At 64.2% G+C, this 20,543-nt stretch carries 19 protein-coding genes; 2 read left to right on the top strand and 17 right to left on the bottom strand.

All coding sequences use genetic code 11. The features are described 5' to 3' along the window. Positions 1–2: 2 nt before the first annotated feature. From bamB to ndk, 8 genes are all read right to left on the bottom strand, one after another. On the bottom strand, positions 3–1,139 hold the full coding sequence (gene bamB, locus BMX85_RS05295; RefSeq protein ID WP_090314586.1) for an outer membrane protein assembly factor BamB: 1,137 nt from the start codon (positions 1,137–1,139) through the stop codon (positions 3–5). A 72-nt stretch (positions 1,140–1,211) separates the two neighbouring features. After that, the gene (locus tag BMX85_RS05300; protein ID WP_090314587.1) at positions 1,212–1,877 is read right to left on the bottom strand and encodes a YfgM family protein; all 666 of its coding nucleotides are present in this window, start codon (positions 1,875–1,877) and stop codon (positions 1,212–1,214) included. A 70-nt stretch (positions 1,878–1,947) separates the two neighbouring features. Then, positions 1,948–3,291 carry a histidine--tRNA ligase gene (hisS, locus tag BMX85_RS05305; protein WP_090314588.1) on the bottom strand — a complete coding sequence of 448 codons (1,344 nt, stop codon included), beginning with the start codon at positions 3,289–3,291 and terminating at the stop codon, positions 1,948–1,950. After that, entirely contained in the window at positions 3,278–4,549 is a 1,272-nt protein-coding gene (ispG, locus tag BMX85_RS05310) for a flavodoxin-dependent (E)-4-hydroxy-3-methylbut-2-enyl-diphosphate synthase (RefSeq protein WP_090314589.1), read from the bottom strand. Before ispG ends, hisS begins: the two co-directional genes overlap by 14 nt. 52 nt (positions 4,550–4,601) lie before the next feature. After that, complete coding sequence (locus tag BMX85_RS05315) at positions 4,602–5,645, bottom strand: helix-turn-helix domain-containing protein (protein WP_090314590.1); 1,044 nt, start codon at positions 5,643–5,645, stop codon at positions 4,602–4,604. 13 nt (positions 5,646–5,658) lie between these two features. Next, complete coding sequence (pilW, locus tag BMX85_RS05320; RefSeq protein WP_090314591.1) at positions 5,659–6,486, bottom strand: type IV pilus biogenesis/stability protein PilW; 828 nt, start codon at positions 6,484–6,486, stop codon at positions 5,659–5,661. Then, positions 6,486–7,658, bottom strand: coding sequence for a dual-specificity RNA methyltransferase RlmN (gene rlmN / locus BMX85_RS05325; protein WP_090314592.1), 1,173 nt, complete (start codon positions 7,656–7,658; stop codon positions 6,486–6,488). The genes pilW and rlmN overlap by 1 nt, the downstream gene beginning before the upstream one ends. A gap of 81 nt (positions 7,659–7,739) precedes the next feature. Further along, positions 7,740–8,147: a nucleoside-diphosphate kinase gene (ndk, locus tag BMX85_RS05330; RefSeq protein ID WP_090314593.1), complete on the bottom strand. Its 408-nt coding sequence runs from the start codon at positions 8,145–8,147 to the stop codon at positions 7,740–7,742. 280 nt (positions 8,148–8,427) lie between these two features. Between ndk and BMX85_RS05335 the strand changes: the two genes are divergently transcribed. Continuing rightward, on the top strand, positions 8,428–9,111 hold the full coding sequence (locus tag BMX85_RS05335) for a Bax inhibitor-1/YccA family protein (RefSeq protein ID WP_090314594.1): 684 nt from the start codon (positions 8,428–8,430) through the stop codon (positions 9,109–9,111). Positions 9,112–9,182: 71 nt separating this feature from the next. Here BMX85_RS05335 and rlmD read toward each other — a convergent pair whose 3' ends face one another. From rlmD to BMX85_RS05380, 9 genes are all read right to left on the bottom strand, one after another. Further along, complete coding sequence (gene rlmD / locus BMX85_RS05340) at positions 9,183–10,520, bottom strand: 23S rRNA (uracil(1939)-C(5))-methyltransferase RlmD (RefSeq protein ID WP_090314595.1); 1,338 nt, start codon at positions 10,518–10,520, stop codon at positions 9,183–9,185. Positions 10,521–10,621: 101 nt separating this feature from the next. Next, positions 10,622–11,653 (bottom strand): RNA polymerase sigma factor RpoS, encoded by a 1,032-nt coding sequence (rpoS, locus tag BMX85_RS05345; protein WP_090314596.1) that lies wholly within the window; start codon positions 11,651–11,653, stop codon positions 10,622–10,624. 7 nt (positions 11,654–11,660) lie between these two features. Next, positions 11,661–12,626, bottom strand: a complete 966-nt coding sequence (locus BMX85_RS05350; protein ID WP_090314597.1) for a peptidoglycan DD-metalloendopeptidase family protein — start codon at positions 12,624–12,626, stop codon at positions 11,661–11,663. Between the two features lie 46 nt (positions 12,627–12,672). Next, entirely contained in the window at positions 12,673–13,548 is an 876-nt protein-coding gene (locus tag BMX85_RS05355; protein ID WP_090314598.1) for a protein-L-isoaspartate(D-aspartate) O-methyltransferase, read from the bottom strand. Then, entirely contained in the window at positions 13,545–14,282 is a 738-nt protein-coding gene (surE, locus tag BMX85_RS05360) for a 5'/3'-nucleotidase SurE (protein WP_090314599.1), read from the bottom strand. The genes BMX85_RS05355 and surE overlap by 4 nt, the downstream gene beginning before the upstream one ends. A 69-nt stretch (positions 14,283–14,351) precedes the next feature. After that, positions 14,352–16,238 (bottom strand): tetratricopeptide repeat protein, encoded by a 1,887-nt coding sequence (locus BMX85_RS05365; protein ID WP_229210284.1) that lies wholly within the window; start codon positions 16,236–16,238, stop codon positions 14,352–14,354. A 99-nt stretch (positions 16,239–16,337) separates the two neighbouring features. Next, positions 16,338–16,943, bottom strand: coding sequence for a toll/interleukin-1 receptor domain-containing protein (locus BMX85_RS05370; protein ID WP_090314601.1), 606 nt, complete (start codon positions 16,941–16,943; stop codon positions 16,338–16,340). Between the two features lie 375 nt (positions 16,944–17,318). Further along, entirely contained in the window at positions 17,319–19,355 is a 2,037-nt protein-coding gene (locus BMX85_RS05375) for a DNA repair helicase YoaA (protein WP_090314602.1), read from the bottom strand. Positions 19,356–19,391: 36 nt separating this feature from the next. Then, complete coding sequence (locus tag BMX85_RS05380; RefSeq protein ID WP_008450659.1) at positions 19,392–19,592, bottom strand: YdcH family protein; 201 nt, start codon at positions 19,590–19,592, stop codon at positions 19,392–19,394. Between the two features lie 157 nt (positions 19,593–19,749). Here BMX85_RS05380 and BMX85_RS05385 point away from each other — a divergent pair, with 157 nt between their 5' ends. After that, positions 19,750–20,523, top strand: coding sequence for a PP2C family protein-serine/threonine phosphatase (locus BMX85_RS05385; protein ID WP_090314603.1), 774 nt, complete (start codon positions 19,750–19,752; stop codon positions 20,521–20,523). Positions 20,524–20,543 lie beyond the last annotated feature (20 nt).

Consider the following 20,543-nt stretch of genomic DNA (forward strand, 5'->3'; position numbering starts at 1 on the left):
TATTACTCGACCGCGAGAGCGGTCACTGTCCCTGATTGGGTTTGAAAAATCAAATTCGCGCCGGCGATGACGGGGTCCGATTGGATCGGGCTTCCGTCGGTCGCGGCACGACCTATGTACGAACCATCTTCCCGCGACAGGAAGTGGACGTAGCCCTGGTAGTCGCCAACGGCCACAGCGCGGCCGAACGACACGGGGGTCGACAGGCGGCGATACGACATCTTGTCGTTCTTCCAGGCGTTGCCGCCGCTTTCGCGGCTGTAGGCTGCAACTTCGCCTTTGTCGTCGGAGACGAATACAAAACGCTGGTCCACCGCCACGCCCACGTCGGACGAAGTCGGCTTGCTCCAGTGCGGCGCGCCGTTGGTGGCGTCGAAGCAGGCCACGCGGCCCTGGTACGACACGGCGCAGACATCTTTTTCGAAGATCACCGGGGTGCCGGCGATGTCGGTCACGCGTTCCAGCTCGGTCGCGCCGCGCGGCTCGCCGACCACCAGCTCGAAGCGCTGCAGGCCGCCGGCCAGCGCCAGCACCAGCAGCTTGCCGCCCGGCTGGGCCACGTACACATTGGGGCCGTTGATGGCCATGCCCGGCGCGTTGCGCAGGGTCAGGGCCGGCGTGGTGCGCGCCACGCTCCATTTTTTGACGCCGGTCTTGGCGTCGTAGGCGGTAATCAGGTTGTCGACGCTGCGCACCACCACCACGCCGCCGCCGACCACCGGGGACGACAGCACTTCGCTGCTGGCCTGGCCCTTCCACAGTTCCTTGCCGTTGGCGTCATAGGCCAGGATCACGCCCTTTTTGCCGCCGACGACGACCGTTTCACCGTCGCTGCCGACGCCGGCGGTCAGGTCGACGCCGGTCTTGATGCGCCACGCCTCCTTGCCGGTGGCCGCGTCCAGGCGCGCCAGCACGCCGTCGCCATCGGCCACGTAGACGTGCTCGCCGACGACGGCCGGCGTGAAGACGGCGGTGCCGGCCTTGTTCATCGAGTACTTCCACACGGTCTTGGGCACCATGCCGCCCTTGAGCTCCACCAGCGGCGCCGGCTGGTTCTTGGTGTCTTTCGAACCAAACAAGGAACAACCGGCCAACATCGCGAACACACTTGCAGCAATAACTTTTTCGGTAATACGCATTTTTTAACCTTGATCTGGAGAGCTAAGCGGGCGCCGTGGCGCCCTTGCGGCATGACGTCGTGACGGCGTCAATCAGGCGGCGCTTTTGGCGTCCTTGGCTTCGGCCGGCACGGAGCCGCCGATGGCCTCGAACTTCAGCTGGATCAGCTGGCGGCCCGGGTTTTTCTTGTCGGTCGCGTCCAGCGCGGCCTGGTAGGCGGCGCGGGCTTCGGCGATCTTGTTTTGCGCGGCCAGGATGTCGCCCTTGCGGTCGGCGACGGCGCCGGCGAACTGCGGCGCCACATCGCCCGACAACGCCTTCAGCGCTTCGTCGTAGGCTTTTTCGTCGAGCAGGATGCCGGCCAGGCGAATCTTGGCCAGGGCCTTGAATTCGTCGGCGCCATGGTCGATCGCCCACTGCAGCTGCGCCTTGGCCGACTTGACGTCGTTGGCGTCGAAGCTGCTCTTGGCCGCCACCAGCGCGGCCATCGGCGCGTAGGTGGTGTTGCCGAACTTCGATTGCATGTCGCCGGCGGCGCGCAGCACCTTGGCGTTGTCCTTGGCTTGCACGGCCGTTTGCAGTTCCTCATACAGCGCCGAGGCCTGGTTCGATTGGTTGCGCTGGTAGTAGTTCCAACCCGCCCAGCCGGAATAGGCGGCCAGGCAGGCGATCAGCACCCACGAGGCCAGGTTGCCGTATTTTTCCCACCAAGCTTTAAGAGTAGCGAGTTGTTCTTGTTCTTCGAGATCGTATGCCATGTCAGTTCGTCTGCTAGAGGATTAATGAATGCGTTTTAATAAAACCGCTCGGTGTCAGCCTGGTTGCGGCTTAGTGATTGCAATGCTCGTCGTGCACGTGGTGGTGGTGATCGCCGCTGCCGGTGATCTGGTCGACCAGGAAATCGACGACGTCGTCGAACGGCACCGTCGACTGCTGCATGTCGCCCTCCTCCGCGCGCATCGCCTTGACGGTGGCGGTGTGCTTGGCCACTTCGTCTTCGCCGATGATGACGGCGAACGAAGCGCCGCTGCCGTCGGCCTTCTTCATCTGCGTCTTGAAGCTGCCGGCACCGTTGGCGGTCGAGGCGTGCATGACCACATCGAGGCCGGCGTCGCGGATACGCTCGCCCAGCACGAAGGCCTGCATCTGCGCGGCCTCGCCCTGGTGCACCAGGTAGACGTCGCACTGGTTCGGTTGTTCCGGCTCGCCGGCTTCCTTCATCAGTTCCAGCAGGCGCTCGATGCCCATGGCGAAACCGACGGCGGGCGTCGGCTTGCCGCCGAACGACGCGATCAGCGGGTCGTAACGGCCGCCGGCGCACACGGTGCCCTGCGAGCCCAGTGCGTCGGTGACCCATTCGAACACGGTGCGGTTGTAGTAATCGAGGCCGCGCACCAGGCGGTTGTTGATCACGTAGGGGATGTTGTTGTGGTCGAGGATCTTGCGCACGCCGTTGAAGTGGGCCAGCGACTCCTCGCCCAGGTATTCCATCAGCTTGGGCGCGCCGTCGACCATCTCCTGCATCGCCGGATTCTTGGTGTCGAGGATGCGCAGCGGGTTGCTGTGCAGGCGGCGCTTGGCTTCGGCGTCGAGGATGTCCTCGTGCTTTTCCAGGTAGGCGATCAGGTCGACGCGGTGGCGCGCGCGCTCTTCGGCGTCGCCGATCGAGTTCAGTTCGAGGCGGATGTTTTCCAGCCCCAGGTCGTCCCACAGGCGGCGACACATCATGATCAGTTCCGCGTCGATATCCGGGCCGTTGAAGCCGACGGCTTCGCAGCCGAACTGGTAGAACTGGCGATAGCGGCCGCGCTGCGGACGCTCGTGGCGGAACATCGGGCCGGTGTACCACAGGCGCTTGGGGCCTTCGTAGACCAGATTGTGCTCGATCACCGCGCGCACCGCGCCGGCCGTGCCTTCGGGGCGCAGGGTCAGCTCGTCGCCGTTCATCGAATCGGTGAACGAGTACATTTCCTTCTCGACGATGTCGGTGACGGCGCCGATGGCGCGCTTGAACAGCGCGGTGTCTTCGACGATCGGCGTGCGGATCTGCTGGAAGCCATAGCTTTGCACCACCGATTGCGCGGTGTTTTCAAACAGCTGCCACATATGCGAATCGGTCGGCAGGATATCGTTCATGCCTTTGACGGCGGTGATCTTTTCAGTTTTGGACATATTCTTTACTGTAGTTCTTCTTAACGTAATTCAGGACGATCTCTTGAAATTCCTCGACGATGCGCTCACCGCGCAGGGTCGCGAACTTGGCGCCGTCGACGAACACCGGCGCCGCCGGCGACTCGCCGGTGCCCGGCAAACTGATGCCGATGTTGGCGTGCTTCGATTCGCCCGGGCCGTTGACGATGCAGCCCATGACGGCCACGTTCATCGCCTCCACGCCCGGATAGGTCTTTTTCCACTCCGGCATCGAGTCGCGCAGATAGGTCTGGATGTTGTCGGCCAGTTCCTGGAACGTGGTCGAGGTGGTGCGGCCGCAACCCGGGCACGCGATCACCATCGGCGTGAATTTGCGCAGGCCCATGGTCTGCAAAATCTCCTGGCCGACCACCACTTCCTTGGTGCGGTCGCCGCCCGGTTCCGGCGTCAGCGAAATGCGGATGGTGTCGCCGATGCCCTCTTGCAGCAGCACCGACAACGCCGCCGTCGAGGCGACGATGCCCTTGCTGCCCATGCCGGCCTCGGTCAGGCCCAGGTGCAGCGGGTAGTCGCAGCGCTTGGCCAGCTCGCGGTAGACGGCGATCAAATCCTGCACGCCCGAGACTTTACACGACAGGATGATCTTGTCGCGGCCCAGGCCCAGTTCCTCGGCGCGCACGGCGTTTTCGATGGCGGAGGTGATCAGCGCCTCGTACATCACCGCCTGCGCGCTCCACGGCTCGGCGCGGCCGGCGTTTTCGTCCATGATGCGCGCCAGCAGCGCCTGATCCAGGCTGCCCCAGTTGACGCCGATGCGCACCGGCTTGTCGTAGCGCGCGGCCACTTCGATCATCTGCGCGAACTGCGTATCGCGCTTGGCGCCCTTGCCGACGTTGCCCGGATTGATGCGGTATTTCGACAGCGCCTTGGCGCATTCCGGATAATCGTTGAGCAAGGTGTGGCCGTTGTAGTGGAAGTCGCCCACCAGCGGCACGTCCACGTCCATCTTGTCCAATTGTTCGCGGATGTACGGCACCGCCTCGGCGGCCTCGGGACGGTCCACCGTCAGGCGCACCAGCTCCGAACCGGCGCGCGCCAGGTCGCGGATCTGGATCGCGGTCTCGATCGCGTTGGCGGTATCGGTGTTGGTCATCGACTGCACCACCACCGGGGCGTCGCCGCCGACCCAGATCTTGCGCTGGCCGTGCGCGACCAGCACGCTGCGGCTGGCGCGGCGATTCGACGGTCCCGAAGGAATAGCTGTTTGCGTAGAAGACATGGCTGTTTGCTCGTGCTGGCTGGTTTAACTTGTTGACTACTTGCTGACTAAATTACTTGATATTCACGCGGGAGATCGTGCCGCCGGCGACCGGTGGCAGCGCCAATGGCGCGCCGCCCAGGGTCGCTTTCACGCCATCCGGTTTGCCGACGATCAGCAGCGCCGGGTCCTTGATGTCGAAGGTCTCGGTGCTGCCCGCCTTGACCAGGCGCGAAATCAGCGGCTTGGTGCCGGGACGGCGGATCTCCACCCACGAATCGCTGGTCACTTCCAGCACCAGCTGGGTGCCGCTGGCCGCTGCCGGCGCGGCGGCCGGCGGCAGCACCTGCGCGGCCGGCGCGCTGGTGGTGGCCGGCGCGGTGGTGGTCGTCGCGGCGGCCGGCGCGGTGGTGGTCGTCGCGGCAGCCGCGGCGGCGGTGCCTGCCGGGGCGCTGGCGGCGTCGGCCGGGTTGGTCGACGTGCCTGGCGGCGGCACCGAAATCAGCGGCACGTTCGGCGACTGCAGCGGCGCCGTTTCCTGGCCCGGCTTGACCAAGGTGGTCTCCAGCGGCATGGTCGCATCGATCGGCTTGGGCAGCTCGGTCACGGCGCTGGCGCTGGAGGCGGCATCGCCGCCGGCGCGCTCGAACATCGAGGTCGAGATCAACCCGCTCTGGTAGGCGTACACGCCGCCGCCGATCAGCGCGGCGGCCACCACGACGGCGCCCACGATCCAGCCGCCGCGGCCGGACGAACGGTCCGTCATCAGCGGGAAGCGCGACTCCGAAAACTCGGCGGCGCGCTGCGTGCGCGGCGGCGCGGCCTCGGGGCTGGTCGGCGAGATCACCGCGATCATCGCCACCAGCGGCGTCGGGTCCAGCTTGACGACCTTGGCGTAGGCGCGCACGAAGCCGCGCACCACCGCCATGTTAGGCAAGGAGGCGTAATCGCCCGCTTCGAGCGCGACGACCTGGCGCGGCGCCAGCTTGAGCTGGTCCGCGATCTGTTCCACCGACATGCCCATCGCTTCGCGCTGGGCGGCCAGTTGTGCTCCGGGCGTGGCCAGGCTGGTGCCGCCCTGGTCTCTTTTCGGCGCTTCTGCCCACTCTGAATTCATTGGTATCCCTGTCTCACTCATCAAACGCCCCACGTTGATAAGCAGCATATTCGGTCGAGCCGGGGTGGAGGCGGCGCAGTTGCGTCGCCCAGCCATCTTCAGCCCCCTTGTCGCCCACCTTATGCTGCACCTTAATCCCGAGCCACAGCACATCGGCCGTCAGGCTCTCCATCTTTGCCACCTTGTTCAGACGGGTTATGAAGAAATTGGCGCGCACATAATCGCGCTTTTCAAAATATACCCGCGCCAGATTGGCGTTGGTGGCCGGCAGGTCGGGCGTCCACTGCAAGGCTTGCAGCAGATAACGCTCCGCGCTGGCGTAATCCCTGGACTTCAGCGCGCAGGCGCCGGCGTTGTTCGCGGCCGACGCCGGCGAACGATAGCCGCGGTTGCCCAATGCCGCCTCGAACAGCGGCATCGCTTCCGCCACCCGGCCGTTCTGGCACAGGAAGGAACCATAATTGTTGGCCAGATCCGGATTGGCCGGCGCCAGTTTGCGCGCGCGGACAAAGTTGTCCTCGGCCAGGCCGCTCTCGCCCATCGCCTGGTAAATCAGGCCGCGCATGCCGTAGGCGTCGGCGTGCTGCGGATCGGCCAGCAGTGCCATCTTGACCTCGTCGAGCGCGAACGGGTACTGGCCCTGCTCGTAATAACCGACCGCCAGCTGCATGCGGATCTCGACCTTGCGCTGGGCGCTGGTCTGGTCCGACGCGGTGGTCAATTCGGTCTGGCCGCTGTTGCCGCGTTCCGGCCCCGAGGCGCAACCGGCCAACGTCCCCGCCAGCGCCGGGATCAACCCGAGCGCGACAAGCCGCCGGCTACGCTGCGCCAGGAGCGTCATCAGGAAGCGATCTCCACGATCTTGCCGAAATTGGCGCCGAACTTTTGCTGGTACTCGGCCATCTTTTCCATCCGCTGCGCGACCTTGGTGCGGTCCTGGACCTCGCCGGCCAACTGGCCGCAGGCGGCGTCGATATCGTCGCCGCGGGTCTTGCGGATGGTGGTGACGATGCCGGCGTCGACCAGGATCTGGGCGAAGGCCTTGATGCGCGGATTCTTCGAGCGCAGCAGGCCGGACTCCGGGAACGGATTGAACGGAATCAGGTTGAATTTGCAGTTGACGCCGAACTGGCGGTCCTGCACCAGCGCGATCAGTTCGCGGGCGTTCTCGTCGGAGTCGTTGACGCCGTCGAGCATGCAGTATTCGAAGGTGATGAAGTCGCGCGGGGCGAACTCCAGATAGCGCTTGCAGGCGGCCATCAGCTCCTTGAGCGGATACTTTTTGTTGAGCGGAATCAGGCTGCTGCGCAGCTCGTCGTTGGACGCGTGCAGCGACACGGCCAGCGCCACCGGCACTTCCTGCGACAGCTTGTCCATCATCGGCACCACGCCGGAGGTCGACAGGGTCACGCGGCGGCGCGACAGGCCGTAGGCGTTATCGTCGAGCATCAGCTTGAGGGCGGTGGCGGTCGGCTCGAAGTTCAGCAGCGGCTCGCCCATGCCCATCATGACGACGTTGGTGATCTGGCGCTCGCCCTTCGGGCCCGGCTCGATACCCTTGGTGCGGCGCAGTTCGAACTCGGCCATCCACAGCTGGCCGATGATCTCGCCAACGCTCAGGTTGCGCGAAAAGCCCTGCTTGCCGGTCGAGCAGAAGCGGCAGTTGACGGCGCAGCCGGCCTGGGTCGAGATGCACAGCGTGCCGCGGTTTTCTTCCGGGATGAACACGGTTTCGACGGCGTTGCCGTTGCCGACGTCGACCAGCCATTTGCGCGTGCCGTCGGTGGACGTGTGGTCGCTGATGATGGCCGGCGCGGCGACATGGGCGCGGGTTTTCAGTTTGTCGCGCAGCGACTTGGCCAGATCGGTCATGGCGTCGAAGTCCGACGCGCCGAATTGATGGATCCAGCGTTGCAGTTGCTTGGCGCGGAACGGCTTCTCCCCCAACTCGGCGCAATAAGCGATGAGCTGCGCGGGATCGAAGTCCAGCAAGTTGGTCAGAGGTGCGTTCATAGTCGTTTTCAAAACAGTTCTAAAAAAATTCCGTTTCCGCGCGAGGCGGAAACGGGGCACTACAGGATTACCGACCGCGAATTACTTGCCGAAGAAGTAAGCGATTTCAACGGCGGCGGCTTCGACAGCGTCGGAACCGTGAACGGCGTTGGCGTCGATCGAGTCGGCGAAGTCGGCACGGATGGTGCCTTTTTCAGCCTTCTTAGGATCGGTGGCGCCCATCAGTTCGCGGTTTTTCAGGACGGCGTTTTCGCCTTCCAGTGCCTGGATCATGACTGGGCCCGAGACCATGAAGTCGACCAGGTCTTTGAAGAAGCCGCGCTCTTTGTGCGCGGCGTAGAAACCTTCAGCCTCTTCACGCGACAGCTGCTTCATTTGAGCAGCAACGATCTTCAGGCCAGCGCCTTCGAAACGGCTGTAGATTTGGCCGATAACGTTTTTTGCAACTGCGTCTGGTTTGATGATCGACAGGGTGCGTTCGATTGCCATTTGAAAAACTCCAATAAAAAGAAAGGTTTAAAACAAAATTGATAGCTCAATCAACCTTTGATTTTACCATAGAACACCCCATATTCCGAGCAAGGGCACCAGATAAGGATGTAAGCTGGCAGGCGCACGCCCCGTTTCGGGGCGAAAACGCCCGGTTTTGACGGCGCCATGCGCGTTTAAGCCCGGATTAAGTGCTTTTGGTACATGTTTTTGGGTATTTCGGCGCGTACGTGCTATGCTTTTAACAAGCGGTAAACCGAATCACTTTGAGGGAGGCACTATGATAAATATGGAAAAAACTTACGATCTGTCGGCTGGCAGTCGCCGTGCCGTACAGCACAACGTGCTGCGCAATACGTACTGGCTGCTCGCGTTGTCGATGATACCGACCGTGTTCGGCGCGGCGCTGGGCGTGTCGCTGCACCTGCCGCTGGGCGGCGGCCTGATGGCGCTGGTGTTCCTGGCCGGCGCGTTCGGCTTCATCTGGGCGATCGAAAAGAACAAGGATTCCGGCGTCGGCGTGGCCCTGCTGCTGGGCTTCACGTTCTTCATGGGTCTGATGTTGACGCCTTTGCTGTCGCGCATCCTGGGCTTCTCCAACGGCGGCTTCCTGATCATGACGGCCTTCGGCGGCACGGCGTCGGTGTTCGCGGTGCTGGCATCGATCGCCACGGTCTCCAAGCGCGACTTCTCGGGCATGGCCACGTGGCTGTTCGCCGGCGTCATCGTGCTGATTTTGGCGTCGCTGGCCAACATCTTCCTGAACATCCCGGCGCTGGGCATCGTCATCTCGGTGGTGGCGATCGCGATCTTCTCCGCCTACATCCTGTATGACGTGCAGCAGATCGTCAACGGCGGCGAGACCAACTACATCAGCGCCACCTTGCGTTTGTACCTCGACGTGTACAACATCTTCACCAGCCTGTTGTCGCTGCTGGGCATCGCCGGCGGTAGCCGCGATTAAGATCGCAAGTTAGCAGCACGCAAAAAAGCCGGCCCAGCGCCGGCTTTTTTTATTGGCGCGGCGCCACGCGCTTAGCCGAGGTTGAACACCGCCATCGACTCCACGTGCGACGTGTGCGGGAACATGTTGACCACGCCGGCCTTGTCGAGCACATAGCCGGCGTTGACCAGGATGCCGGCGTCGCGCGCCAGGGTCGACGGGCTGCACGACACATAGACGATGCGCTTGGGCAGCAGGTCCGCGCGGGCCTGGCTCAACGCCACCAGCGCCTCGCTCAGCGCCATGGCGCCGTCGCGCGGCGGGTCGATCAGCATGCGGTCGAACTTGCCGAGCGCGATTAAATCGTCGGCCGTCACCTCGAACAGGTTGCGCGTGTAGAACGTGGTCTTGTCCGACAGCCCGTTGGCCTTGGCGTTGTCCAGCGCCCGCTCCGACAAGGTGGTGCTGCCCTCGATGCCGACCACCTCGCGCGCCTGCGTCGCCAGCGGCAGGGTGAAGTTGCCCAGGCCGCAGAACAGGTCGGCGACGCGGTCTTGCGGACGCACTTCCAGCAGGCGCAGCGCCTTGCCCACCAGCACGCGGTTGATGTAGTGGTTGACCTGCGTGAAATCGACCGGCTTGAACGGCATCTTGATGCCGAATTCCGGCAGCAGGTAATGCAGGTCGTGGTCCAGCGGATAGAACGGCGCGGCCGTCTCCGGCCCCTTGGTCTGCAACCAGAACTGGATAGCGTGCAGGTCGGCGAAGGCTTTCAACTTGGCTTCGTCGTCGCCGGTCAGCGGCGCCATGATGCGCAGCACCAGCGCGGTGACACCCTCGCCGATCGCCACTTCGATCTGCGGCACCTGGTCGTACAGGGACAGCGAGCCGATCAGCGCGCGCAGCGGCAGCAGCAGGTCGGACACGTGGCGCGGCAGGATCTCGCAGCTGTCGATGTCGGCGACGAACACCGATTTCTTTTCGTGGAAGCCGACCAGCACCGTGCCCTTCTTGGCCACGTGGCGCACCGACAGCCGGGCGCGGTAGCGGTAGCCCCAGGTCGGCCCGTACATCGGCCGCATCACCGTCAGCGGCCTGACCTTGCCGATGTGGCGCAGGTTGTCCTCCAGCACGCGCTGCTTGATGGCCACCTGCGCGGTCGGCTCCAGATGCTGCATCGAGCAGCCGCCGCAGTAGTCGAAATGCTTGCACTTGGGCGCGACCCGCATCGGCGATTCGCGGTGCAGCGCGGTCATGCGCGCCATTTCCCAATTCTTCTTCTTTTTAAACGTGTAGAAACTGACCTTTTCGCCCGGCAAAGCGCCCTCGACAAACACCACCTTGCCCTGCGAGCCGTCTTCATTCTGCAAATGGCCGACGCCACGGGCGTCCATGTCGAGCGATTTGATGTCGAGGATAATATCTTGCATAAAATTTAATTTTAGAGAAAGAATGGCCGGCGCCGGTCGCACGAGCGGGCCACGGGCCGCGGTTCGTGCCGGGGCCGATATGATAGCAGAATGGGAAGGGGCTACAGCAGCGAATCGCGCACCACGCCGCGCGCGGCCATGGCCCGTTTGAGTTTGACCAGCGCTTCCTGCTGGATCTGGCGCACGCGCTCGCGGGTCACGCCCATCTCCTCGGCCAGGGTTTCCAGGGTGGCGGGATCGTCATTGTCGAGGCCGAAGCGGCGCATGATGACGATGCGCTGCTTGTCGGGCAGCTTGGTGAGCCAGTCGCGCATCAGCACCGTCATTTCGTGGTGCTCGGCGCGGGCGTCGGGACTGTCCTCGCTGTCGCCGGGCAGCATGTCCATCAGCGACGATTGCGGATCGTTGTCGAGCGGGGCGTCGAGCGAGGTGGCGTGCTCGGACAGCGCCAGGATGTCCTGCACCTCCTCCACCGGGCGGCCGACCAGCTCGGCGATGTCCTCGGCGGTGGCGTCCTTGCCGTTGTGGTGCTGCGCTTCCAGATGGTATTTGCCGCGCAGGATTTGATTCAGTTCGCGCACCATGTGCACCGGCAGGCGCACCGTGCGGGCCTGGTTCATGATGGCGCGCTCGATGCTCTGGCGGATCCACCAAGTGGCGTAGGTCGAGAAGCGGAAGCCGCGCTCGGGCTCGAACTTGTCGATGGCGCGCATCAGGCCGATGTTGCCCTCTTCGATCATGTCGAGCAGCACCACGCCACGGTTGATGTAGTGCTTGGCGATGGACACCACCAGGCGCAGGTTGTGCTCGATCATGGTCTGGCGGGCGCTGAAGTCGCCGGCCTTGGCCAGGGTGGCGTAGTGCACCTCCTGCGGCGCCGTCAACAGCGGCCGGGTGCCGATCTGGTTCAGGTAGTGCTGGGTGGTGTCGGTCGACAGTTCGGCCGCCAGCACCTTTTTCAGTTCGTCGACCTCGAGCACCGCCGGCGCCTCGGGCAGGCGCGCGCCGTCGCGCTCGCCGTCCGCCCCCTCCGCACCGTCCATGGCGTCGATGACTTCATCATCGCTGGACTCGTCCTGGAAATCTTCCGGGGCCGAGTCGTCATCCATTGGGTCGTGCGGCGTAGGTTTCATGGCTCAGCTAGCGGTTAGGCAGGAATTTGGACGGGTCCACCGGTTTGCCCTGCTGCCGTATTTCGAAGTGCAGCTTGACGGAGTCGGCGTCCGAATCGCCCATCTCGGCAATCATTTGTCCCTTGGTCACGGTCTGGCCTTCCTTGACCACGATGCTGCGGTTATGGGCGTAGGCCGACAACAAGCTATTACTGTGCTTCACAATAACGAGATTACCATAACCACGGATGCCGCTACCGGCATACATGACTTTTCCGGCCCCCGCCGCCACGACGTGCTGGCCAGCTTTGCCGGCGATGTCGACGCCCTTGTTCTTGCCCTCGTCGAAGGTGGCGATGACCTTGCCTTCGGACGGCCACATCCAGCTCAGTTTCTCGTCGTCGGCGGCGGCCGACCCGGCCGCCGGGGCCGCCGGCGCGGCCGGCGGACGGACCGCCGGCGCCGCGGCGGCGGCCGGGGCCGGTGCCGGGGACGCCGCGCCGTTGGCGGCGACGTCCTTGCCATTGTCGGCGCGTTGCAGCTCGGCCAGCGCAGCGTCGGTGTACGGACGCTTTTCGCCTTTCGGACCGGTCTTCTTGACCACCGGCGCCGGCGGCGGCGTCTTGTCGCTCGGCGGCATGGCCACGGCGGCCGTCTCCACGCCGCTGCCGTTGCCGGCGGCGTCCGGCGGCAGCACGCGCAGCACCTGGTCGACCTTGATGTCGTTCGGGTTGGCCAGATTGTTCCAGGCCACCAGATCGCGGTAATTCTGACCGTATTCGAGCGCGATGCGGATCAAGGTATCGCCCTTTTTGACCGTATACAGGCCGCGCTCGTCGCGCGACACTTGCGCCGTTTCGCTCGGCGTGGCGGATTTCACTGGCGGGGTCGACACCGGACGGTCGATCACCGGGGCCTGGTTCGGGGTGGTGCCGCAGGCGCTCAGCAAAGCGAGCGCCAGGCTCAGTACGAGCACATTACTTTTAGTTGTCATTCTCATCTTAAATTTCAGTTTGATGCGTAGGCGGACCGGTGAACGATCACACCGTGCCCGGACGCAACGGGACGAAATGGCAATCTTCCAGCGTTTCGCTGGTCCATTCCTTCTTGCCGATGCGTGTAATCAGTTCCAGACGCTGCGCGCGGGCGCCGACCGGCGCCACCAGCCGGCCACCGATGGCGAGCTGTTCGAGCAATGCCCGCGGCACCTCCAAACCGGCCGCGGCCAGGATAATGCCATCGAACGGCGCCGCTTGCGGCAGGCCAAGCATACCATCTCCGTAATGCAACCGTAGATTCGGCACACGCAGAGGCCGCAGGTTGTGCTTTGCGAGCTCATGCAGAGGCTTGATGCGCTCGATAGAATAAACCTCTTGCGCCACTCTTGACAACACCGCCGCCTGGTAGCCGCAGCCGGTGCCGATCTCGAGCACCCGCTTGAGCTGGCCGCCGTTGCGCATCACCTCGATCATGCGGGCCACGATATATGGCTGGGAAATGGTCTGCTGGTGGCCGATCGGCAGCGAGGCGTCGATATAGGCCTGCGAGGCCAGCGCCTCCTCCATGAACATGTGGCGCGGCACGCTTTCCAGCGCGCCGAGCACGACGTTGTCCTTGACGCCCTGCTTGGCCACCCGCTGCACCATGGCGCGGCGCACCGCGTCCGACACGAGCGGGTTCTGGCGCGGCGCCGGCGCCACCGCCGGCTGGGCCCGCTCCATCGCGTAGCTGTGGGCCTTGGACGGCACCGCCACCGGACGCGGCCCCGGATAACCGTGCTGCGGCGGCACGTGGCGCGCCGCGTTCTGGGTCGCCGTCTGCGGCGTGGCCACCGGCGCGAACAGGGTGGTCTTCTTGGCGCCCTTGTCCACTACCGACGACAGCGGCAGCGGAAAGGTCCGGGGTTTGTCGCTCATGCCAGGCCCTTTTCCAGTGCCGCGAGTTGCGTTTTATGGGTCAGATCGACCTGCAGCGGCGTGATCGACGTGCGGCCGTTGGCGCAGGCAAAAAAGTCGGTGCCCTCGCCGGCGTCCCTGGTCGCGCCGGGCGGACCGATCCAGAAAATTTCCCGGCCGCGCGGGTCCTGCGAGCGGATCACCGGTTCCGACTGGTGGCGCTTGCCCAGCCGGGTGGCGGCCACCTGGGTCAGCTGCGCATACGGCAGGTTGGGGATGTTGACGTTGAGAAGGTACGGACGCGGCAGCGCTTCATAATAGCGCTCGACGATGTCGCGCGCGTGACGGGCGGCGTCGTCGATGTGCTCCCAGCCGAACGCGCCCTGGGAAAAGGCGATGGCGGGAATACCGAACAGGTAGGCCTCGGTGGCGGCCGCCACGGTGCCCGAATACAGCGTGTCGTCGCCCATGTTGGGGCCGTTGTTGATGCCGGAGACGACCAGGTCGGGCCGGTAGTCGAGCACGCCGGTGAGCGCCACGTGCACGCAATCGGTCGGCGTGCCGTTGACGAAATAGAAACCGTTGGCGGCCCGCTGCACCGACAGCGGCCGGTCCAGCGACAGCGAATTGGACGAGCCGGAGCGGTTGCTGTCCGGCGCCACGACGACGATGTCGGCGATCGGCGCCAGCGCGGCGGCCAGGGCGTTGATGCCCGGCGCAAGGTAACCGTCGTCATTACTGATCAGGATTCTCATGCAGAGATTTTACCTGAAGCAACGCCCGGACTGCGCACCCGGACCGGTTCGCAACCAGATAAATTTACGCTAGCGCGACGCCGGCCGGCCGCTGGCGAGCTGCTCGTCGAGCGTCAGCAGGTCGTCGCTGGCGCGCGGGCGCGGATTGGTGACCGACATGGCCACGCGCGGATTGGGCGCCAGCCCCAGCGCGTCGTCGTAGTCGTCCATCGCCGCGTCCTGGTGCAGTTCGCGCACCGGCGCGTAGCCGTCCCGCGCCCCCGCCGGCGCGCCCGGCGCCGCGCCGTAGAAGTCCGGCTGCACGTGCGCGAGCAGTTCCAGGGTCCTGCGGGTGTCCGCGTGGTCCGGCCCCAGCCGGCGCAGCTGCGCCTGCAGCACCTTGTCGAACAGCACCCTCGCCTCGTCATGCTCGTTTTGCGCCAATAAAGTACAGGCCAGCGCGGTCTTGCTGCGCAAGGTGTCGGCGTGCTCGGCGCCGAGCAGGCGCTTGCGCTTGGCCAGCACCTGCTCCTGCTCGCGCCGCGCCTGGTCGAGGTCGCCCCGCTGGAACAGCAGGTCGGCGCGCGCCGCCTTGCAGGAGAGGGTCAGCAGATGTTCCGAGCCGAGCATGCGCAGGTAGGCGTCCAGCACGCAGTCCTGGATGCCCAGTGCCTCGGCGCCCTTGCCCTGCTCGGCCAGGGTGGCCGCCAGATTGGCGCGCGCGGCCAGCGTGTCGAGGTGCTCGGCCCCCAGCAAGCGCTCGCGGGCCTCGACGATGCACTCCTCCAGGAACTGCGCCTCGTCGAGCCGCCCCTGCTGGCGCAGCACGCCGGCCAGGTTGCTTTTACTAATCAGCGTATCGGCATGGTCGTCGCCCATGCCGCGCTGCCGCAGCCCCAGGCTTTCCTCGAAACAGGCCAGCGCCTGGCGCAGCTTGCCTTCGCGGCGATACAGCTCGCCCAACAGGTTGAGGTCGCGCGCGAGCGGCTGCGACAAGGCGCGCGCGCCGCCCTCCCCCAACGCCTGGCGCGCCTCCTCGATGGCCGACAGCAGGTGGATCTCGCGGCTCGACTGCCACGGGAAATAGCCGGGACCGAGCCAGTCGAGGAAGGCCTCGAAGGTGCGCGTCAGCGAAAAACGGTCGCCGCCCTGGTCCATCCGCACCGCCAACTGCTCGCCGTAGGCGAACGTACGGGTCTGTTGCAGCTGGACTTCGTCGAAATAACTGTCCAGCGACAGGTGCTGCATGCCGTAGCACTCGCACAGGAGGCGCTCGAAGATCGGCTGGTAACCGACGATATGATGCTGCGGGTCGCCGCGCCGCCATTGCGAGCGCTGCGTGCTGTCGCCCATTTCGATGCGCGACGGCAGCGGGTAGACCACCAGCGGCCGCTGCTCGTCCTCGTGGCTGCGCCGGTAGGCGGTGGCGCGGGTGACCAGCGCCTGCACCCCCTCCAGGCTCTGGCGGTTGGGCGTGAACACCACCACCAGTTTGCGCGGCAGCAAGGTCGTGCAAATGCCGGCGGTATCGGTGCGGCCGGTGCGCGAATCGACCAGCACGTACCGGAAGTGGCGCGCCAGCTTGTCGGCGAAGCAACGGAACAGCGCCGGGCAGCTGTCGAACAACGCGTCCCAGTGCAGCGCCGCCAGCCGCTCGCCATAGCTTTCGTCGAAACGGCCGGCGCGCATCAGATACAACTGGCTGCTCTGGTCGACCCGGCTGACGTATTGTTCCCATCCGACCGCGGCCAGCACTTCGTGCGCGAGCTCCTCGTCGTCGAGCACGTCGGCGCCTTTGCGGCGCCGGTGCAGTTGCTCGCGGCACGCTTCGAAAAACTCCAGCACGCCGGGTCGCTCCTCGCCGTGCTCGAAGTAGTGATGCAGGCCGGGCGCTTCCATGTCCCAATCGATCATCAATACCGGGGTGGTGGCGTTTTGCTGTCTTGCAAGCAACACGGCCAGATTGGACAGGGCCATCGTGCGCCCCGTGCCGCCCTTGTAAGAATAGAAAGTAACCACTTCGCCGTTGGCTGTGAGCGGTGGCAAAGACAATGATGTGGTTTCCATAACAAACCTTTAACGAGGGAAGTGGGGAGGGGGGACGGCGCGCCATTCGGGCGGAATGTCCGGCATGACGAAACGACCACAGTCATGCCCGGGCGGCGTGCACTGTTTCAGGTAGTGGTAATGCTGGGCGATCCGCAGGACTATCTTTTTTATGTCCGGCAAAAACTCGGGGTTGGTTTTCAAGTCCCCGCTCGCCAACGTGTACCGCGAGAAATCGACGTACATGCCGGGACCCGAAATCTGCGGCGGCAAGCTCAACGGGTGCTGGGTCATGATGACCGGGATAATCAAGTGACTGGGCAGCGTGTACCATTTCTTGCGCTCGTCTTCAATTAGTTGCATTGCCGCAAACTCACGCCGGGTGTAGGCATGGGCTTCATACTTCGGTGTGTAAATCACAATCATGCAAACGCTTTCACACATCGCCCTGGCAATCTTCTCGTCCAGGTCGTCGCCTCCGCCGAGTTGCTCACTGTCGACAAACAATTCGTTCTCGTTGTCGAAGTGGGGTTCCAGATAACATTTCAGAGCATCGATCAAATCGTTCTTGAACTTGCTCATGTATGCATGCTGGCCGTGTGCATAGCTGAAAAAACAGCCGTGGCGGATAGTCATGGCCTCCTCCGATCCTGCTCCTTAGGGGAACAGCGCTTAACCAACTCTAACAATCCGCTCATCGGCCACTTTGCGCCAACGCAAACGGGTGCGATATGCAAGGCTTAGGTCAAGCGGGCGGTCGGATGGCTTTGGCTCAAGCGGCGAGCGGTCGCCGCGCAGGCGAGAAAAGCCAGAAATTGGTTAGAACACACCAATATCTGGCATGATTTCAGGAAAAATCAAGGCATCGGGACGCGCTAGCGCGGATGAGCGGGCGGCGCGTCATCGGCCGCGAGCCGCGACGGCTCCCGGCCGATTACGCGCTCTGCGGTAATCCGCCCGACGAAAATCGCTGTGATCGCCCGCATGGGGCAAGAGAAAAAATACCGAAAGTTACTGTTCGGTATTCTTGTTTTGGAAGAAAGCGACCGCGTCGGCCTGCTCGCGGGTGCGCTTGAACGAAGGCAGGCTCTGCCAGATCCGCTTGCCGTAGGGCTTGGAAATGACGCGCGGATCGCACAACATCAACACGCCGCGATCGCCTTCATCGCGGATCAGGCGGCCGGCGCCCTGCTTCAGGTTGATGATCGCTTCCGGCAAGGTGTGGTGCATGAAGCCGTTTTTGCCCTGCTTTTCCATGACCTCGATGCGCGCGGCGAGCACCGGATCGTCCGGCGGCGCGAACGGCAGCTTGTCGATAATCACCAAGGACAGGGCGTCGCCGCGCACGTCGACGCCTTCCCAGAAACTCTGGCTACCGATCAGCACGCCATTTCCCGCCTTGCGGAACTGGTCGAGCAGCTCGGTGCGGCCCCGGTCGCCCTGGATAAACAGCGGATACGGCAGGCCGCGCTTCTCGAACTCGTCGCGCAGGCGCTCGGCGGCGCGCTTCACGGCGCGCAAAGTCGTGCACAAAAGAAAAGTTTTTCCGCCGGCCGCCTCGATCACCGGCAGCGCCAGGTCGAGCACCGCGTCGGTATAGCCGATGGAATTGGGGTCCGGCAAACCTTGCGGGACATATAAAAGGCCTTGCTGTTCGTAATTAAACGGGCTCGGCCACGTCTTCGACGGTTCGTCCGTCAGTCCCATTTGTTCGGAAAAATGGCTGAAATCATTCTTCACCGCCAACGTCGCCGACGTGAAAATCCAGCTGCGCGGCACGCCTTCGCGCTGGCCGTTGAAGATCGGCGCGATCGACAAAGGCGTTTTATGCAGCTGCAACGACGACGCGTAGGCTTCGACCCAGAACACCGCCTCCTCGCCTTTTTCGACGCGCGCCTTCGGATCGAATTTCCAGGACGACAATTTTTGCGCCAGTTCGATGCCGCGCTGGCGGCACTGTTCCAACGTCTCGGCGCGGGCCGCCTGGGTTTCGAGCACGGCCAGCATGCCGTCCAGCTCGTCCTTCAAGGTCTGCAAGGCCGGAAAAAAGTCGCTCGACGGCGCGATTTGCGGCAAGGACAGGCGCACGATATCTTGCGGGAATGTCAACCTGAGGTCGCGCGCGGCCTTCTCCACCACCGTGACGACCTTGCCCCAATCGGCGCCGTCGCGCGCGTTCGACAAGCCTTCGGCCAGCACGTCGCGGCACAGTTCGAGGATTTGCGACGTCGAAAAGGTATCGCCGAAGAACAAGGTGGCAGTGTCCGGCAGTTGGTGCGCCTCATCGAAGATGATGGTGTTGGCCGACGGCAGCAGCTCGGCGATGCCCGAATCCTTGAGGGCGACGTCGGCGAAGAACAGGTGGTGGTTGACGACGACCACGTCGGCCTGCTGCGCTTCCTTGCGCGCCTTCATGACGAAGCAATCCTGGTAATACTGGCACTCGGCGCCCATGCAATTGTCGCGGGTCGAGGTCACCAGGTTCCAGATCAGCGCGTTTTCCGGCACGCGCGCCAGCTCGGCCTTGTCGCCGGAACTGGTCATTTTCAGGAAACGCGAAATCTCGCGCAGGTGGCCGACGTCGTCGCGCGAGGTCATGCGGCCGTTCTGCAACGTGCGTTCCAGGTGGTAATGGCAGACGTAGTTCGAGCGGCCCTTGAGCAGCGCGACCGACACCGGCGCCTGCAAGGCGGCGCGCACAGTCGGAATATCGCGCAGGAACAGCTGGTCCTGCAAGTTTTTGGTCCCGGTCGAGACGATCGTCTTGCCGCCCCACAGCAAGGCCGGCACCAAGTAGGCGAACGTCTTGCCCGTGCCCGTGCCGGCTTCGGCGATCAAGGTGGTCTGGCTGGCGATCGCGGCGGCGACCGCCTTGGCCATTTCCGTCTGCGAGCGGCGCGGCTTGAAATCGCCGACAGCCGGACCCAACGGTCCTCCGGCGCCGAACAGTCGCTCGACCTCGGAATCGTATTTACCGGGGGGCAGGTCTGGGGTCGCCCCGACTACGGCGGGCGTGGCGTCGGCGGGCGTTGGAAGGTGTTCGGTCAAAATATACTTAGTTGAGGCGCGCGCGGAAGCCGGACATTACGCCGGCACGTCCGGCACCAGTTGCATTTTCAGCAGCGTGATATGGTCTTTCAACTGCAACTTGCGCTTTTTCAGGCGGCGCAGTTGCAGCTGATCGTGGTGTCCGTCCAGGGTGAGCATGTCGATCACCGCGTCCAGATCGCGGTGTTCGACGTCGAGTTCGATGAGACGACGCTGGATATCTTGTACATCAGTCATATTTCTAGGTCTCTACCCACACAAAGTTTCACCGAAACAACACGCATATTGCAAACAAACTGCGACACGGTGCATAGTTTAATCTACGGCGGCTCCGCCGCCAACAGAATGATCGATATCGCCGCTCGCCCGCCGTTCAGGATACAGTGTCAACCATATGAGCGCTTATAAAATAGAAGCCGGCACGGCCCAGCACATCGGCAACCGGCCACAGCAAAACGACCGCGTCGCCCTGCTGACGTCGCCGAGCGCGCCCGGCTATGTGCTGGCGGTGCTGGCCGACGGCAACAACAGTCCCGTCGGCTCTGACCAGGCGCTGCTAACGAGCAAACACTTGTTCGATCAGTTCCGCGTCGGCGACGTGCCCAGCCTCCCCCGGCTGAAGGAGTTGCTCGCCGCGATAGTGCTGGAGGCCCATCAAGTCATCAAGATGAATCCGATCGCCGCCAGCGCGCAACCGCACTGCGCGCTGGCGCTGCTGGTGCTGACCCCGGCCGGTCAGGCGGTCTGGGCGCACGCTGGCGAAGCGCGCGTCTACCGCTTCAGCGGCGAGACCAGCGTCGGGCGCAGCAACGACAGCGCGTATATCGCGCACCTGGTGCAAGACGACAAGGTGCCGCTGGAGGCGGCCAGGAAGCACCGCGGTTCCAGGCTGCTCAGCAATGTTCTGGGGAACAGCTTCAAGGCGCCGTTCGTCACGCTGGAAACGCATGAGGGGCTGGCGCCGGGCGACGCATTTTTGCTCTGCTCGGATGGGCTGTGGCAGTGTTTCGCCGACCAGGAACTGGCGGCCGCGGTGGCGCGCAACACGCCGCGCCGGGCGGCCGAGCGCTTGATCGGCAAGGCCGCCGAGCGCGCGCAGGGCAAGGGCGACAATTGCACGATGGCGATCATCAAGTTCGTCGCGCCCGCCCCGCCCGCCGCCCGCTGAGACACCGGCGCGCCGCGGCG

The organism is Duganella sp. CF517 (assembly GCF_900110275.1).
Taxonomy (GTDB): Bacteria; Pseudomonadota; Gammaproteobacteria; order Burkholderiales; family Burkholderiaceae_D; genus Rugamonas.

Excerpts from the sequence above, each read along its gene's own strand:
- bamB (WP_090314586.1), bottom strand. The coding sequence starts at position 1,139 with ATGCGTATTACCGAAAAAGTTATTGCTGCAAGTGTGTTCGCGATGTTG.
- rpoS (WP_090314596.1), bottom strand. The coding sequence starts at position 11,653 with ATGAAACCTACGCCGCACGACCCAATGGATGACGACTCGGCCCCGGAA.
- ndk (WP_090314593.1), bottom strand. The coding sequence starts at position 8,147 with ATGGCAATCGAACGCACCCTGTCGATCATCAAACCAGACGCAGTTGCA.
- rlmN (WP_090314592.1), bottom strand. The coding sequence starts at position 7,658 with ATGAACGCACCTCTGACCAACTTGCTGGACTTCGATCCCGCGCAGCTC.
- hisS (WP_090314588.1), bottom strand. The coding sequence starts at position 3,291 with ATGTCCAAAACTGAAAAGATCACCGCCGTCAAAGGCATGAACGATATC.
- rlmD (WP_090314595.1), bottom strand. The coding sequence starts at position 10,520 with ATGCAAGATATTATCCTCGACATCAAATCGCTCGACATGGACGCCCGT.
- BMX85_RS05385 (WP_090314603.1), top strand. The coding sequence starts at position 19,750 with ATGAGCGCTTATAAAATAGAAGCCGGCACGGCCCAGCACATCGGCAAC.
- surE (WP_090314599.1), bottom strand. The coding sequence starts at position 14,282 with ATGAGAATCCTGATCAGTAATGACGACGGTTACCTTGCGCCGGGCATC.
- ispG (WP_090314589.1), bottom strand. The coding sequence starts at position 4,549 with ATGTCTTCTACGCAAACAGCTATTCCTTCGGGACCGTCGAATCGCCGC.
- pilW (WP_090314591.1), bottom strand. The coding sequence starts at position 6,486 with ATGACGCTCCTGGCGCAGCGTAGCCGGCGGCTTGTCGCGCTCGGGTTG.
- BMX85_RS05350 (WP_090314597.1), bottom strand. The coding sequence starts at position 12,626 with ATGACAACTAAAAGTAATGTGCTCGTACTGAGCCTGGCGCTCGCTTTG.
- BMX85_RS05365 (WP_229210284.1), bottom strand. The coding sequence starts at position 16,238 with ATGGCCCTGTCCAATCTGGCCGTGTTGCTTGCAAGACAGCAAAACGCC.
- BMX85_RS05355 (WP_090314598.1), bottom strand. The coding sequence starts at position 13,548 with ATGAGCGACAAACCCCGGACCTTTCCGCTGCCGCTGTCGTCGGTAGTG.
- BMX85_RS05380 (WP_008450659.1), bottom strand. The coding sequence starts at position 19,592 with ATGACTGATGTACAAGATATCCAGCGTCGTCTCATCGAACTCGACGTC.
- BMX85_RS05370 (WP_090314601.1), bottom strand. The coding sequence starts at position 16,943 with ATGACTATCCGCCACGGCTGTTTTTTCAGCTATGCACACGGCCAGCAT.
- BMX85_RS05335 (WP_090314594.1), top strand. The coding sequence starts at position 8,428 with ATGATAAATATGGAAAAAACTTACGATCTGTCGGCTGGCAGTCGCCGT.
- BMX85_RS05315 (WP_090314590.1), bottom strand. The coding sequence starts at position 5,645 with ATGAATTCAGAGTGGGCAGAAGCGCCGAAAAGAGACCAGGGCGGCACC.
- BMX85_RS05300 (WP_090314587.1), bottom strand. The coding sequence starts at position 1,877 with ATGGCATACGATCTCGAAGAACAAGAACAACTCGCTACTCTTAAAGCT.